This is a genomic window from Ensifer sp. LC384, from assembly GCF_001695865.1.
Lineage (GTDB): Bacteria > Pseudomonadota > Alphaproteobacteria > Rhizobiales > Rhizobiaceae > Ensifer.
This window is the reverse complement of record NZ_MBST01000023.1, coordinates 127862-140849: the sequence shown is the minus strand read 5'-3', so window position 1 is coordinate 140849 and position 12988 is coordinate 127862. Positions and strand designations below refer to the sequence as shown.

At 62.4% G+C, this 12988-nt stretch carries 14 protein-coding genes and 1 other RNA gene; 7 read left to right on the top strand and 8 right to left on the bottom strand.

Annotation, left to right across the window (positions count from 1 at the left end; all coding sequences use genetic code 11):
* Positions 1-13: 13 nt before the first annotated feature.
* Together BC363_RS18350 and BC363_RS33620 are read left to right on the top strand one after the other, a co-directional pair.
* A complete protein-coding gene (locus tag BC363_RS18350; RefSeq protein WP_065780931.1) occupies positions 14-562 on the top strand; it encodes a TetR/AcrR family transcriptional regulator in 549 nt (182 codons plus the stop codon).
* Entirely contained in the window at positions 563-835 is a 273-nt protein-coding gene (locus BC363_RS33620) for a GrpB family protein (RefSeq protein WP_083223388.1), read from the top strand.
* A 35-nt stretch (positions 836-870) separates the two neighbouring features.
* On the opposite strand, the gene BC363_RS18345 is transcribed toward BC363_RS33620, so the two are convergent.
* From BC363_RS18345 to tkt, 6 genes are all read right to left on the bottom strand, one after another.
* A complete protein-coding gene (locus BC363_RS18345) occupies positions 871-1788 on the bottom strand; it encodes a PhzF family phenazine biosynthesis protein (RefSeq protein ID WP_065781137.1) in 918 nt (305 codons plus the stop codon).
* A 237-nt stretch (positions 1789-2025) separates the two neighbouring features.
* Positions 2026-3051 carry a class I fructose-bisphosphate aldolase gene (locus tag BC363_RS18340; RefSeq protein WP_065780930.1) on the bottom strand — a complete coding sequence of 342 codons (1026 nt, stop codon included), beginning with the start codon at positions 3049-3051 and terminating at the stop codon, positions 2026-2028.
* Between the two features lie 345 nt (positions 3052-3396).
* Positions 3397-4596 (bottom strand): phosphoglycerate kinase, encoded by a 1200-nt coding sequence (locus tag BC363_RS18335; protein WP_065780929.1) that lies wholly within the window; start codon positions 4594-4596, stop codon positions 3397-3399.
* Positions 4596-5186 carry a putative glycolipid-binding domain-containing protein gene (locus BC363_RS18330; RefSeq protein ID WP_065780928.1) on the bottom strand — a complete coding sequence of 197 codons (591 nt, stop codon included), beginning with the start codon at positions 5184-5186 and terminating at the stop codon, positions 4596-4598. Before BC363_RS18330 ends, BC363_RS18335 begins: the two co-directional genes overlap by 1 nt.
* A 5-nt stretch (positions 5187-5191) precedes the next feature.
* On the bottom strand, positions 5192-6202 hold the full coding sequence (gene gap, locus BC363_RS18325; protein WP_065780927.1) for a type I glyceraldehyde-3-phosphate dehydrogenase: 1011 nt from the start codon (positions 6200-6202) through the stop codon (positions 5192-5194).
* A gap of 75 nt (positions 6203-6277) precedes the next feature.
* Positions 6278-8260, bottom strand: a complete 1983-nt coding sequence (gene tkt / locus BC363_RS18320; protein ID WP_065780926.1) for a transketolase — start codon at positions 8258-8260, stop codon at positions 6278-6280.
* A gap of 336 nt (positions 8261-8596) precedes the next feature.
* On the opposite strand from tkt, the gene BC363_RS18315 reads away from it, so the two are divergent.
* From BC363_RS18315 to ssrS, 3 genes are all read left to right on the top strand, one after another.
* On the top strand, positions 8597-8866 hold the full coding sequence (locus tag BC363_RS18315; protein ID WP_053249644.1) for a DUF4164 domain-containing protein: 270 nt from the start codon (positions 8597-8599) through the stop codon (positions 8864-8866).
* Positions 8867-8878: 12 nt separating this feature from the next.
* A complete protein-coding gene (locus BC363_RS18310; RefSeq protein ID WP_065780925.1) occupies positions 8879-9256 on the top strand; it encodes a cell division protein ZapA in 378 nt (125 codons plus the stop codon).
* Between the two features lie 55 nt (positions 9257-9311).
* Positions 9312-9469, top strand: a non-coding RNA gene (ssrS, locus tag BC363_RS18305) — 6S RNA.
* A 21-nt stretch (positions 9470-9490) separates the two neighbouring features.
* On the opposite strand, the gene BC363_RS18300 is transcribed toward ssrS, so the two are convergent.
* Complete coding sequence (locus BC363_RS18300; protein WP_065780924.1) at positions 9491-10366, bottom strand: LysR family transcriptional regulator; 876 nt, start codon at positions 10364-10366, stop codon at positions 9491-9493.
* Between the two features lie 322 nt (positions 10367-10688).
* Positions 10689-10898 carry a hypothetical protein gene (locus BC363_RS18295; RefSeq protein WP_025424753.1) on the bottom strand — a complete coding sequence of 70 codons (210 nt, stop codon included), beginning with the start codon at positions 10896-10898 and terminating at the stop codon, positions 10689-10691.
* Between the two features lie 359 nt (positions 10899-11257).
* On the opposite strand from BC363_RS18295, the gene BC363_RS18290 reads away from it, so the two are divergent.
* Together BC363_RS18290 and BC363_RS18285 are read left to right on the top strand one after the other, a co-directional pair.
* Positions 11258-11830: a 5-formyltetrahydrofolate cyclo-ligase gene (locus BC363_RS18290; protein WP_065780923.1), complete on the top strand. Its 573-nt coding sequence runs from the start codon at positions 11258-11260 to the stop codon at positions 11828-11830.
* A 116-nt stretch (positions 11831-11946) separates the two neighbouring features.
* On the top strand, positions 11947-12771 hold the full coding sequence (locus BC363_RS18285; protein ID WP_053249648.1) for a YmdB family metallophosphoesterase: 825 nt from the start codon (positions 11947-11949) through the stop codon (positions 12769-12771).
* Positions 12772-12988 lie beyond the last annotated feature (217 nt).

Below are 12988 nucleotides of genomic sequence, written 5' to 3'. Positions count from 1 at the left end.
GAGGGAATCGGAAATGGGACGACGCCGGACGATCGATCGCGACAAGGTGCTGGATGCGGCGGAGGCGACTGTGAGCGCCGTCGGTGCCGCCGGCCTGACGATCGACGCGGTGGCCAAGGCGGCGGGCATCACCAAGGGTGGCGTGCAATACTGCTTCGGCAACAAGGATGGCCTGATCGACGCGATGATGGAGCGCTGGTTCAACCAGTTCGACAGCGCGGTGGCGACGAAAGTGGGCGATGCTTCGGACGCGTCGACGGCGATGCGCGCGCACGCGGAAGTGACGGAGCACATGAATACGGCGGAGAATGCTCGAACGTCGGGGATGATGGCAGCACTGCTGCAGCGTGAAGAGCATATGGAGAAGAATCGGATTTGGTACCGTGGACGGCTCGACAGTCTCGATCTGTCGACCGAGGAGGGGCGCCGCGCGCGTCTCGCCTTTCTGGCAACCGAAGGCGCATTCCTCTTGCGCAGTTTTGGCTTCATCGAAATGGACGACGCGGAATGGCGCGATATCTTCGGCGATATCGTTGCCCTGGTGCCGAAGGAAACCGCCTGACTGCCACGGGGCAACAGATATGACGATGGCGTCTGGGCCTTTGCCAAACAGGGATCGCCGGGGCAGCGCGTCTATCTCTGCCCACCTTTCAGCGACACTCACCTGCGCCGCCTGATCTTTCGTGATCAGTTGCGCCGAAGCCGCGAGATGGCGGGCGCTTACGCAACGTTGAAGCGGCGCCTTGCGGCGGCATTTGCCTTCGATGGCGACGGCTACACCGAAGCCAAGACGCAATTCATCGATGAGGTCGTTAAGCGCGCCGGCCGGGAGTGACCGAGGCGCTCTCATGAATGCCTGTCCTGTCAGGTTTAAAGCGCGATGGCACCGCGCATCGCAGTCACACAGGCGCCGGCAACACTGGTTCGGCGCACGGTGCCGCCTTGCTTGCTGACGCTGACCTCAATGATGCTTCGGCGACCCATCTCGACGCCTTGCTCGATCGTCAGATCGACGTCGATAGTCTCCTCGGGGACAAGCGAGACGAGATAGGCGCCAAGGGCGGCCGAGGCGCTTCCGGTCGCCGGGTCTTCGATGACATTGTCGAGCGGTGCAAACATACGGGCGCGCAGCTGCCATGGCCGTTCGGCCGAACGGGCGTAGAGAAACAGGCTGAAGCTGTCCTCATCCGGCTTGTAGCGCCCATTGGCCGCCTCGAAGGCGGTGACGTTGGGACGTGCCGCCGACAGTGCAGCGACATCCTTCAGCTCCGCAACGGCGAAGGGCAGCCCGACGGAAACGCGCACCGGCGCATGGCTGTGTGTGCAGACGGCATCGGACGGAAGCATGGCGCAGGCGGCGATCGTCTCGACATCGATGCTCGGTCCAATGCTCAAGGCGCGCGGCACGGCGATACGCGCACCCGTCACAGCGCCGCCCGTCCGCGACAAGACGACTTCGACCAGGCCGGCCAGTTCTTCAAACCGTAGGTGATCGCCGGTGGCCCGGCCGAAAAGCTCTGCCTGCTGGCCGATGACGAAGGCAGTGCCGACATTCGGATGTCCGGCGAAGGGGATCTCGATCGTCGGGGTGAAGATGCGCACGCGGGCCGTATTGGCAGGATCTTCCGGCGGCAACACGAAGGTGACTTCGGAATAGCCGAACTCGGTCGCGATCGCCTGCATCTGCGCATCGCTTAAACCCCGAGCATCAGGAATGACGGCGAGCTGGTTGCCGGCGAAACGATCCTCGGTGAAAACGTCGACGGTCACATAGTCGACGGAACGCAGGGGGGCAAAAGAAGTCATAAACGCTCGCTTCCGCTGGGTGCGGCGGCGATCCGCGCCGCCTGATGGCCTGGAGCGAAAGGTTTAAGGCAGGCATCGGGGTGGGCAAAGTCGCCAACTTGTCTTGGTGACAAGTTCGGCATCTTCCGGTTCGCGGCGGGCGACAGACTTTGCTTGCCGCAAGGAAAAGGGGCCGACAATCGGCCCCTCATCCTGTCCTCTACTGGGCGCAAAGCCCATTTAGGCGGCTTTCTCCAAGTCCTTCTTCCAACTGCCCTTGGCAGCCAGGCTGCACATTTCGGCGCGGTGCGAGAAGGCCCGCTGGCCGGCGGCGACGTTCTCGGCCTTGCCGTTCCAGGCGGAAAGCGCTTCCTGCTGCAGGGCGCGGCCATAGGAGAAGGTAAGCTTCCAGGGCAGATCGTGGGCCGCATTCATGGCCGAGAGATGGGCCGTTGCCTCCTCCGTCGTCTGGCCGCCGGACAGGAAGGCGATGCCGGGAACGGCTGATGGCACGGTGTGTCGCAGCACCTTGATCGTGCGCTCGGCCACTTCGGCAACGGACGCCTTGCGCGCCTTCTTGCCGTCGATCACCATGCTCGGCTTGAGGATCATGCCTTCGAGCTTCACGCGCATCTCGGCGAGGGCCTCGAAAGTGATACGCAACGTCCATTCGGTGACGTCCTGCGACCGATCGATCGAGTGATCGCCGGGTGCGCCGTCCATCAGCACCTCCGGCTCGACAATCGGAACGATGCCGGCTTCCTGGCAGAGGGCGGCATAGCGCGCGAGCGCATGGGCGTTCGCCTTGACGGCGCCCGGGCTCGGCAATGTGTCCGAAATGGCAATCACCCCGCGCCATTTGGCAAAGCGTGCACCTGCTTCGTAATATTTCGTCAGCCGCTGGGCGAGCCCGTCGAGACCTTCGGTGATCGTTTCCGCTGGAAAATTGGTCATCGGCTTGGCGCCGGCATCGACCTTGATGCCGGGGATCGAGCCGACGGCGCGGATGACGTCCACCAGCGGCGTGCCGTCGGCAGCCTTCTGGAACAGGGTCTCCTCGTAAAGAATGACGCCGGAAATGTACTTGCGCATCGCCTCGTCGGCCCGAAGCAGCATCTCGCGATAGTCGCGCCGCGATGTCTCCGTCGATTCCAGGCCGATGCCGTCGAAGCGCTTCTTGATCGTCGCCGTGGACTCGTCGGCGGCAAGCAGTCCCCGGCCGTTTGCGACCATGGCAACCGCGATGTCTTCCAGTCTTTCGCTCATGTTTTTCTCCCTAGGTCACGATGATTTGGGCCGGGCCGGCCCATATCATAAACGTGATCGTTCCCAATAAGTAGAGCGGGATGCGGGCGGAAAACCGCACACACTTTTCCTCATCCCGCTCAGTGCCGATCAACAAGGACCAGGCGACCACTGAAACAGTTTCGGGACCGACGGTACGCAAGCGGCCGCCACGCCCCCAAACGAGGCGCGAGTAACAGGAGAAATTGTCCGGGAAAAAGGCAGGAAAAGCGGCTGAAACGATTTAAATTATTTTAATCGTTTGAATTGTCTTGGTTTTTTCTGTGTCTCAGGCGCGCGGGTAACCCGCGCGCCTGAGCGTTTGGCTTAGTTCTGCTGCTTGAGGATGTCGACGCCCGGCAGTGGCTTGCCTTCCATCCATTCGAGGAACGCGCCGCCGGCGGTCGAAACATAGCTGAAATCGTCGGTGACTTCGGCGTGGTTGAGGGCGGCAACCGTATCGCCGCCGCCGGCGACCGACACGAGCGAACCCTGGCGCGTGCGCGCAGCCGCATGCTTGGCAACGGCGACCGTCGCCTTGTCGAAGGGCGCGATTTCGAAGGCGCCGAGCGGACCGTTCCAGACCAGCGTCTCCGCCTTGGAGATCCAGTCGTTGACCGCAGCAATCGACTTCGGGCCGACGTCGAGCATCATCGCGTCGGCGGGAATAGCGTCGACGTCGACCACTTCATTGTCGGCACCGGCCTTGAACTCGCGGGCGACGACGCCGTCTTCCGGCAAAACGATGGCGCAGCCGGCTTCAGCTGCAGCGGCGATGATCGCCTTGGCGGTATCGGCAAGGTCGTGTTCGCAAAGCGACTTGCCGACATTGATGCCCTTTGCGGCGATGAAGGTGTTGGCCATGCCGCCGCCGATGACGAGTGCGTCGACCTTCTTCACGAGGTTCTGCAGCAGGTCGATCTTGGTTGAGACCTTGGCGCCGCCGACGATGGCAACGACCGGGCGCTTCGGCTGGCCGAGACCCTTTTCAAGCGCTTCGAGCTCGGCCTGCATGGTGCGGCCGGCATAGGCGGGCAGGTGGTGGGCGAGGCCCTCGGTCGACGCGTGGGCGCGGTGGGCGGCGGAAAAGGCATCGTTGACATAGACGTCGCCGTTGGCTGCAAGTGCCTTGACGAAGTCGGGCTCGTTCTTTTCTTCACCCTTGTGGAAACGGGTGTTTTCGAGCAGCAGCACGTCGCCGTCGTTCATTTCGGCAATGGCGTTGGCGGCCTTGTCGCCAATGCAGTCGGCGGCAAAGTGAACGCGCTGGTCGAGGATGTCTTCCACTGCCGGCGCGATCGTCTTCAGCGACATGTCGGCGACCGGCTCACCCTTCGGGCGGCCGAAATGCGCCAGCAGAATGACCTTGGCGCCCTTTTCCGACAGCTCGTGGATGGTCGGCGCGACCCGTTCGATGCGGGTTGCGTCGGTGACCACGCTGTCCTTGACCGGCACGTTGAGGTCGACACGCACAAGCACGCGCTTGCCGGCAATGTCGGTCAGGTCGTCGAGGGTCTTGAAAGTCATCAGATAGTCTCCGGTGATAGTCTCAGGAAAAGGGTGGGGTAGTCGATGACGAGGCCGTCCGCGTCCACGGGCAGGTCGGCGGCAAAGCTCCGGTCCTCGGCCTCGTAGCGATAGAGCCTGCCATCATCGAGGCAGGTATAGTGCTGGCCGTCGACCACTGGTTCGAGGGTGTCGAACGGTACATAGAGCATTTTCAGCCGCGCCTTACCTGCCTTGCGATCAAGGCCGAGGCGGCGGATCGGCAGGGTGTTGGTGAACGGCGTGCCGGCAAGGTCGATGTCGATGCAGCCATCGAAAAGGGGCAGGGGGATACCCGCCTCCGTACGCCAGTGGCCATGCCCGTCGGACCGAAGATGCAGGCGCTTGCCGTCGGTGGTGGCGATGGAAAAGTCCCGGACGCGCCAGGCGGCATCGCAATCGATCCGGTAGCGAACGCCGTAGGGCGCACCGCCGCGCTCGCCGATCAGAACGCTGACGGCGCGGATGACCGCGCCGTCAGCTGTGTCGATTTGTGTCAGCGTCAGATGTTCGAGCCCTTCCCCCTCCAGCGGACGCCAGCGGACCGTCGTTTGGGAAAGGGCGCGAAACATCCGAGTTAGATGAGCTTGCTGAGCGCAACCGCAGTGTCGGACATGCGGTTGGAGAAGCCCCACTCGTTGTCGTACCAGGTCAGGATCGACACGAACTTGCCTTCCATCACCTTGGTCTGATCCATGTGGAAGACCGAGGAATGCGGGTCGTGGTTGAAGTCGATCGAGACGTTCGGAGCGAGCGTGTAGCCGAGGATGCCCTTGAGCGGGCCGTCAGCCGCTGCCTTGATCGCAGCGTTGATCTCTTCCTTGGTGGTGTCGCGCTTGGCGACGAACTTGAGGTCGACGACCGAGACGTTCGGGGTCGGGACGCGCATGGCGAAGCCGTCGAGCTTGCCCTTCAGTTCCGGCAGAACGAGGCCAACGGCCTTGGCAGCGCCGGTCGAGGTCGGGATCATCGACAGGGCCGCAGCGCGGGCGCGGTACAGATCCTTGTGCATCTGGTCGAGCGACGGCTGGTCGTTGGTGTAGGAGTGGATCGTCGTCATCATGCCGTGGTCGATGCCGATGACATCGTTCAGGACCTTGGCTACCGGTGCAAGGCAGTTCGTCGTGCACGAGGCGTTGGAGATGACGAGGTGATCCTTCGTCAGCTTGTCATGGTTGACGCCGTAGACGACCGTCAGGTCGGCGCCGTCGGCCGGAGCCGAAACGATGACGCGCTTGGCGCCGGCTTCCAGGTGCAAGGCAGCCTTGTCACGGGCGGTGAAGATGCCGGTGCATTCCATCGCGACGTCGACGCCGAGTTCCTTGTGCGGCAGTTCGGCCGGGTTGCGGATCGCGGTGACCTTGATCGGCTTGCCGCCGTTGATGACGATCGCATCGCCCTCGACTTTCACGTCAGCCGGGAAACGGCCGTGGATCGAATCGAAACGCAGCAGGTGCGCGTTGGTCTCGACCGGGCCGAGGTCGTTGATGGCAACGACTTCGATATCCTTGCGGCCGGATTCAACGATGGCGCGCAGCACGTTGCGGCCGATGCGGCCAAAACCGTTAATGGCGACTTTCACTGTCATATCGGGTCTCTCCCTGTCTGAATGGCATGGTCGGAAAAAAGCGGGGCGCGCTCGAAAACGCGCCCCGCGGCGTGATCAGGAAAGCTTGGCTTCCGCAGCGGCGACAACCGCCTCGGGCGTGATGCCGAAGTGCTTGTAGAGTTCCTTGTAGGGGCCGGAGGCACCGAAGGACGACATGCCGATGAAGGCGCCGTCGCTGCCGATGAAATGGTCCCAGCCCTGGCGGATGCCGGCTTCGACGGCGATCTTGACCGGCGAGTTGCCGATGATCGCCTGCTGGTAGTCTTCGCTCTGTTCGGCAAAGAGTTCGAAGCAGGGAACCGAGACCACGCGGGTCGAGATGCCCTTGGCCGTTAGTGCCTGGCAGGCCTTGACGGCGATTTCGACTTCGGAGCCGGTGGCGAAGATCGTCACCTTGGCGTCGCTTGCCGAGATCAGGTCGTAGGCGCCGCGAGCGCAGAGGTTCTCTTCCTCATACTCGGTGCGCACCGCCATCAGGTTCTGGCGGGTGAGCGCGATGCCGGACGGGCGGTTGTGGCTTTCAAGTGCCAGCTGCCAGCACTCGGCCGTCTCCGTGGCGTCCGCCGGGCGGAACATCAGGAGGTTCGGGATCGCGCGGAGCGCCGCCATGTGTTCGACCGGCTGGTGCGTCGGGCCGTCTTCGCCAAGGCCGATGGAATCATGCGTCAGCACGTGGATGACGCGGATGCCCATCAGGGCCGCCAGGCGGATCGACGGACGGCAATAGTCCGAGAAGATCAGGAAGCCGCCGGAGTAGGGGATGACGCCGCCATGCAGCGCCATGCCGTTCATGGCAGCCGCCATGCCGTGTTCGCGCACACCCCAGTGGATGTAGCGGCCGGAGAAATCGTCCGGGGTGATCGACCTGGTCTGGCTGGTCTTGGTGTTGTTGGAACCGGTCAGGTCGGCCGAGCCGCCGATCGTTTCGGCCAGAACGCCGTTGACGACTTCGAGCGCGTCTTCGGAGGCCTTGCGGGTTGCCGGCGACGGCTTGGTTTCGGCAAGCTTGCGCTTGTAGTCGTCGATCGCCGAGGCCAGGCGGCCTTCGAGTTCGCCGGAGAAGCGGCGAACGAACTGTGCCTTCTTCTCGGCGTCGCTCTTGTCGAGGCGCTCTTCCCAATCTTTGCGGGTCTTGGTCGAACGCAGGCCGGCGAGGCGCCAGGCGTCGAGCACGTCGGAAGGAACGACGAAAGCTTCAGATTCCCAGCCGAGCGCCTCGCGCGTGGCGGCGATTTCCTCGGCGCCGAGCGGCGAACCGTGAACCTTGTGGGTGCCGGCCTTGTTCGGTGCGCCGAAACCGATCGTCGTCTTAGCCGCGATCATCGTCGGCTTGTCGGACTTCTGCGCCTGTTCGATCGCAGCGGCAATGGCTTCTGGATCATGGCCGTCGACGGCGATGGTGTTCCAGTTGCTGGCGCGGAAGCGGGCGTGCTGGTCGGTCGAGTCGGCGATCGAGATCGGGCCGTCGATCGAAATGTTGTTGTCGTCCCAGAAGACGATCAGCTTGTTGAGCTTGAGGTGGCCGGCAAGCGAGATCGCTTCCTGGCTGATGCCTTCCATCAGGCAGCCGTCGCCGGCGAGCACATAGGTGTAGTGCTCCATCAGGTCCTTGCCGAACTCGTCGCGCAGCTTGCGCTCGGCGATCGCCATGCCGACGGCGTTGGCAATGCCCTGGCCGAGCGGACCGGTGGTCGTCTCGATGCCGGCGGCATGGCCATATTCCGGGTGGCCGGCGGTGCGGGCGCCGAGCTGGCGGAATTTCTTGATCTCTTCGATGGAGATGTCTTCGTAGCCCGTCAAATGGAGCAGCGAATAAAGCAGCATCGAGCCGTGGCCGGCCGACAGCACGAAGCGGTCGCGGTTGGGCCAGGAGGGGTTCTTGGGGTCGAAGCTGAGGAAGCGCGTGAAGAGGACTGTCGCTATGTCAGCCGCACCCATGGGCAGGCCGGGATGACCTGAATTTGCCTTCTCGACGGCGTCCATGGAGAGGAAACGGATCGCATTCGCCATCCGGTCGTGTTTTTCGCGAGAGATCATGACTGTTCCGTTTTGAGTTCGGTGGTCAGGGGACGGTCTCTATCCTCCAAAGACCGTGCAAGAAGCGGCAGACACATAGCATCTGCGCCGCGCGAGTCAACAAATACAGGCCTTCCGCGGCCATTGGCAGCATGGTTTTCAAGGGGTGATCTCGCGTTGCAGCAGAGTTTTTGCGCTGCGGCCGGATGAGCCGGCTATACAAACCATCCACAGCTTCCGTAATCCTTTGCTGTAGTTGGCATTGTTGAGATTTGCGTAATAGGTTTAAAAAGGAGTGAGCCGAAGCGGCGGACAGGATTCTGGCGATTCGGCCTCACGGGCGAGGTATCGAAAAACATGCCGGCAAAGACGGTCAAAGCGGCGATCGACGAACTGAAGAACGCGGTTCAGTCCCTGGAAAACGCGATCGACAGCCGTTTTGACAGGGAACGCGATCTCGGTGAGTTTGAGGGCGAGGTCCGACGGGTCAATACGGATCGGTCGCGGCTGGCACAGGAACTCGACCAATCCCAATTCCGGGCAAACCGACTTGAAGAGGTCAACCGCGAGGTTTCCCGACGCCTCGTGACGGCGATGGAAACCATTCGAGCGGTGCTCGACCGCTGAGGTTTAAGCGACATGGCGCAGGTGACAGTATCGATCGACGGCAAGGCCTATCGCATGGCCTGCGAAGAAGGACAGGAAGATCATCTGATCGAACTGGCCACGAACTTCGATCAGTATGTCGGTCACTTGAAGACCCAGTTCGGCGAGATCGGCGATCTGCGTCTGACTGTTATGGCCGGCATCATGGTCATGGACGAGCTCAGCGAAGTGAACCGCCGGCTGAAGGCGCTCGAAGCCGAAGTCGACACCCTCAAGCGAGGGCGCGACAGCGCTCTTACCGACCAGGCAAGAAGCGAGGAGCTCCTGGCCTCGGCGCTGACCGAAGTCACATCGCAGATCCACACCATTGCCGCCAAGCTCAATGGCCGGACGACATCTTCGACAAACTGAGCTCTTTCGTCGGGCCGCCACTGGCGCGACGCACGGATAGGCTCTATATGTTGGCTGCGGTCTGCGCTTCCCGACAGGATCCACAATCCCCGGGGCCTTACTCGATCTCTAGGGAGCCGTCCCTGGCTGGGCTCGTGGGCCCGGACACATGGCGCCCACCTACTTTGTAGGCACCCGGGATCGTAAAATATCCATCGGTTGTGTGGATCGCACTTTTCCCCTTCAAAAACGATCTCAGCCAGCAGCAAAAGCGCTGCGGATGGCGTCGGCCATCGCATCGACGGTCTGCGATCGATTGCCCGGCCGGGTGCGCAGCACGACATTCGAGAAATCGATGACGCCGAAACCGTCTTCCTCGGTCAGTTCGCGGCAACCGGCCGGGATGGCGCTGCGCGACAGCGGCGCAATGGCAAGCCCCGAGATCACGGCGGCGATCAGGCCGTTGCTGGTGCGGCTGGCATAGGCGACTCGGCTTTCGAGCCCGCGCTTCCTCAGGCTCTTCATCGCAAGGTCATCGCACCACCCGCCTGCCAGATAGGTGTAGGTGGCGATCGGCAGCGGCCGGCGTTCATGGGCCGCGTGCTGGTCCGAGGTCACCCAGACGGTGGGATCGACCATGAGGACTTCGTTTCTCGTCGGTCCGCCGGGCTCGAAAACCACGGCGATGTCGATTTCACCGGCGGCAAGGGCGTTGACGTTCGACATCGACACGCCCTGCTGCACCGTCACTTCCACGCCGGGATGAACGGCGGCGAAGGCGCCCAGGGCTTTCGGCAGTGTGGAGTTGATGTATTCCTCCGAAATCCCGATCCTGACCGTCCCATCGAGCGCCGGCAGGCGCATCGATGCTGCGGTATCGTCGAGCAGCGCCACGATCCGCCGGGCGTTGTCGACGAGGCGTAAGCCCTGCGCCGTCGGCACCACCCCGCGCGAATGACGCTCGAACAGCGCGTCGCCCAGCATGTCCTCGAGCTTCCTGAGCTGCATGCTGACGGCAGACTGCGTGCGCCCGATGCTGTCGGCGGCGCGCGTCAGGTTGCCGGCGTCGGCAACGGCGAGAAAAGTCCTTAGAAGATCACTGTCGAGTGGAGCGGACATTGTCTCTGCCATCAGAGTTTCTGATGGTAGCCATGCTTGCAATTCGTTTGTCGGATGTCAATGAGGCGAGGACAATCAGTCCGTTCTATCGATCAAGGCTGTCCCGATGAGCGTTCTTGCTCTTGTCTTCTTCTCAGATCTCCAGACCACACTCCGTGCCCGGCTCGGATCAAAAGCCCGGCGGATGTTGCGAGCCGCTTCTGCGGAGCCGCCGCCTGCGATCCCGCATGATAGACCGCATCTGCTGCATGATGCCGGGCTCGGTGACCTGCGGCTTGATGATTGCTGGCGGGAGGGGACAGGTCGGGATCCGGTCTATCGTTCGCTCTGGATGTTATGAAATGATGTCGAGCCGGGCGGCGCGGAAGATCGCTTCCGCAAGGTTGCCTGCCTGCAGCTTGCGCATGGCGTCCTGAAGCGCTCTGTCGATACGATCGAGCGGGATGTCGGTCTCGCGCATCATGTCCTGGCGCGTGCGGCCACGGGCGGCCAGCGTCAGGCAACGCAATTCCAACGGATCGAGTTCGTTCATCTGGTCCTTCATGGACGTCGGCTTTTCCACTGCTGCCTGCAGGAGCGCGTCCATACATCGAACGCGGGCATTAGTTCCTGCTAATTGTTTGAAATCATGTCTGTATTTGCACGCGGCTCCACTCATGCGAAAGCGGAACCGTGGCCCATGATGAACGGAACGCTAACTCTGTGCCGTTGCGGGAAAGGGGCGTCCGACTGTCGCAAACTGTTGCAAAACCGGCGGTGACGTGGTTCGAGCTAAAGACCGCCACGCGCTATGCCACAGACGTCGAGGCGGGAAATCGACCGGAAAACTGCGTTCTGTTTCATTTCGGGAAAAGAATGTGACGCCGGTCGAAATGTTTGCGTGTAGTCTGTCGGAGGGGAATGATGTCACCAAGGGATCTGAAAGCCGCCTTGCGCAAGGACAGTCTGGCGCTTCGCGACGCGATGGCGCCCGAGATCCGTATCGAAGCGAGCCTGACCATGGCCGATCACGCCGGCGATGTCATTGCGCTTGATCCCGGCCACATCGTCGCCGGCTTCTGGCCGATCCGTTCCGAGGTGGACATCCGGCCGTTGATGGCGCGCCTTCGGGATCGCGGCGCGCGGCTCTGCCTGCCTGTGATCATGGACAAGAAGACGATCGTGTTTCGCGAATTGCTCAACGGCGCTTCCGTCATCGAGACCGGCTTCGGCACCACGGGGCCCGGCCCGGACGCGCCGGAACTCGACCCGGACATCATGCTTGTGCCGCTGTCGGCCTTCGATGCGACCGGCCATCGCATCGGCTACGGCGCTGGTTATTACGACCGCGCCATCGACAGACTGCGCAACAAAGGCCACCTGCCGAAGCTGATCGGGATTGCATTCGACTGCCAGGAAGTGGCATCAGTGCCCGCTGAACCGCACGACGTCGCGCTGGACGCCGTCCTCACGGAGAGCGGGTTTCGACATTTCTAGAGCGTTTCAGGCAAACACGGATGCGTGGAAACGCTCTATCTCTTTGTTTTACGCAGTTCCGGACGCAAAACCGCTACGCACTTTTGCTCGAACTGCTCTGGTGGGATTGAACGGGCATGAGGCTTTTGTTTCTGGGAGATATGGTGGGCAAGACGGGCCGCACGGCGGTCTGGGAGCGTCTTCCGGGACTGGTCGGTGACCTCAAGCTGGATTTCGTCATCGTCAACGGTGAGAACGCCGCCGGCGGCTTCGGCATCACCGAGGATATCTTTCTCGAGACGATCAATGCCGGTGCCGATGTCGTCACCACCGGCAACCACGTCTGGGACCAGAAGGAGGCGGTCGTCTTCTGCGAGCGGCACGATCAGTTCCTGAGGCCGGCCAATTATCCCGCGGGCACGCCCGGGCGCGGATCCAACCTGTTCTTTGCCCGCAACGGCGCGCGCGTGCTCGTCGCCAATGTCATGGGCCGCGTCTTCATGCACCCTGAACTAGACGATCCCTTCAAATCGGCCGAGGCGATCCTCGATGCCTGCCCGCTTGGCGAGCAGGCGGACGCCATCGTCTTCGACTTTCATGCCGAGGCGACGAGCGAGAAGCAGTGCTTCGGTCATTTCGTCGACGGACGGGCGAGCCTCGTCGTCGGCACGCACACCCATGTGCCGACGGCCGACCATCAGATCCTCAATGGCGGCACCGCCTATATGAGCGACGCCGGCATGTGCGGCGACTATGATTCGTCGCTCGGCATGGACAAGGAAGAGCCGCTCAACCGCTTCATTTCGAAGATGCCGAAGGGGCGCTTCGAGGCGGCGTCCGGGCCGGCGACCATCTGCGGTCTCGGCGTCGAGATTTCCGACCGCACCGGCCTCGCCGAAAAGATCGCGCCGCTGCGCCTCGGCCCGAGATTGACAGAAACGATCCCGGATTTCTGGGCCTGAGCCATCCTCGGATTGACGATTTCCGGCCGCCGGATCGTCTCGCCCGCGCCTGACCAAGGCGCGGGTTTGTTTGCGTATCACCTTCCCGGAATTGATCTTTTTCAAGGTGACAACCCGGCGAAATGATGGCAGGGTAACGCCACGTCAGCGCCGTTTCGGACGCGGCCGACGTCAGCAAGTCTTCCATATTGAATACCATCCGCAGCACAGGATTGCG

Coding starts and splice junctions, on each gene's coding strand:
- tkt (WP_065780926.1), bottom strand. CDS start 8,260: ATGATCTCTCGCGAAAAACACGACCGGATGGCGAATGCGATCCGTTTC.
- BC363_RS18350 (WP_065780931.1), top strand. CDS start 14: ATGGGACGACGCCGGACGATCGATCGCGACAAGGTGCTGGATGCGGCG.
- BC363_RS18285 (WP_053249648.1), top strand. CDS start 11,947: ATGAGGCTTTTGTTTCTGGGAGATATGGTGGGCAAGACGGGCCGCACG.
- BC363_RS18315 (WP_053249644.1), top strand. CDS start 8,597: ATGCCGGCAAAGACGGTCAAAGCGGCGATCGACGAACTGAAGAACGCG.
- BC363_RS18290 (WP_065780923.1), top strand. CDS start 11,258: ATGTCACCAAGGGATCTGAAAGCCGCCTTGCGCAAGGACAGTCTGGCG.
- BC363_RS18330 (WP_065780928.1), bottom strand. CDS start 5,186: ATGTTTCGCGCCCTTTCCCAAACGACGGTCCGCTGGCGTCCGCTGGAG.
- BC363_RS18300 (WP_065780924.1), bottom strand. CDS start 10,366: ATGGCAGAGACAATGTCCGCTCCACTCGACAGTGATCTTCTAAGGACT.
- BC363_RS18340 (WP_065780930.1), bottom strand. CDS start 3,051: ATGAGCGAAAGACTGGAAGACATCGCGGTTGCCATGGTCGCAAACGGC.
- BC363_RS18335 (WP_065780929.1), bottom strand. CDS start 4,596: ATGACTTTCAAGACCCTCGACGACCTGACCGACATTGCCGGCAAGCGC.
- gap (WP_065780927.1), bottom strand. CDS start 6,202: ATGACAGTGAAAGTCGCCATTAACGGTTTTGGCCGCATCGGCCGCAAC.
- BC363_RS18295 (WP_025424753.1), bottom strand. CDS start 10,898: ATGAAGGACCAGATGAACGAACTCGATCCGTTGGAATTGCGTTGCCTG.
- BC363_RS18310 (WP_065780925.1), top strand. CDS start 8,879: ATGGCGCAGGTGACAGTATCGATCGACGGCAAGGCCTATCGCATGGCC.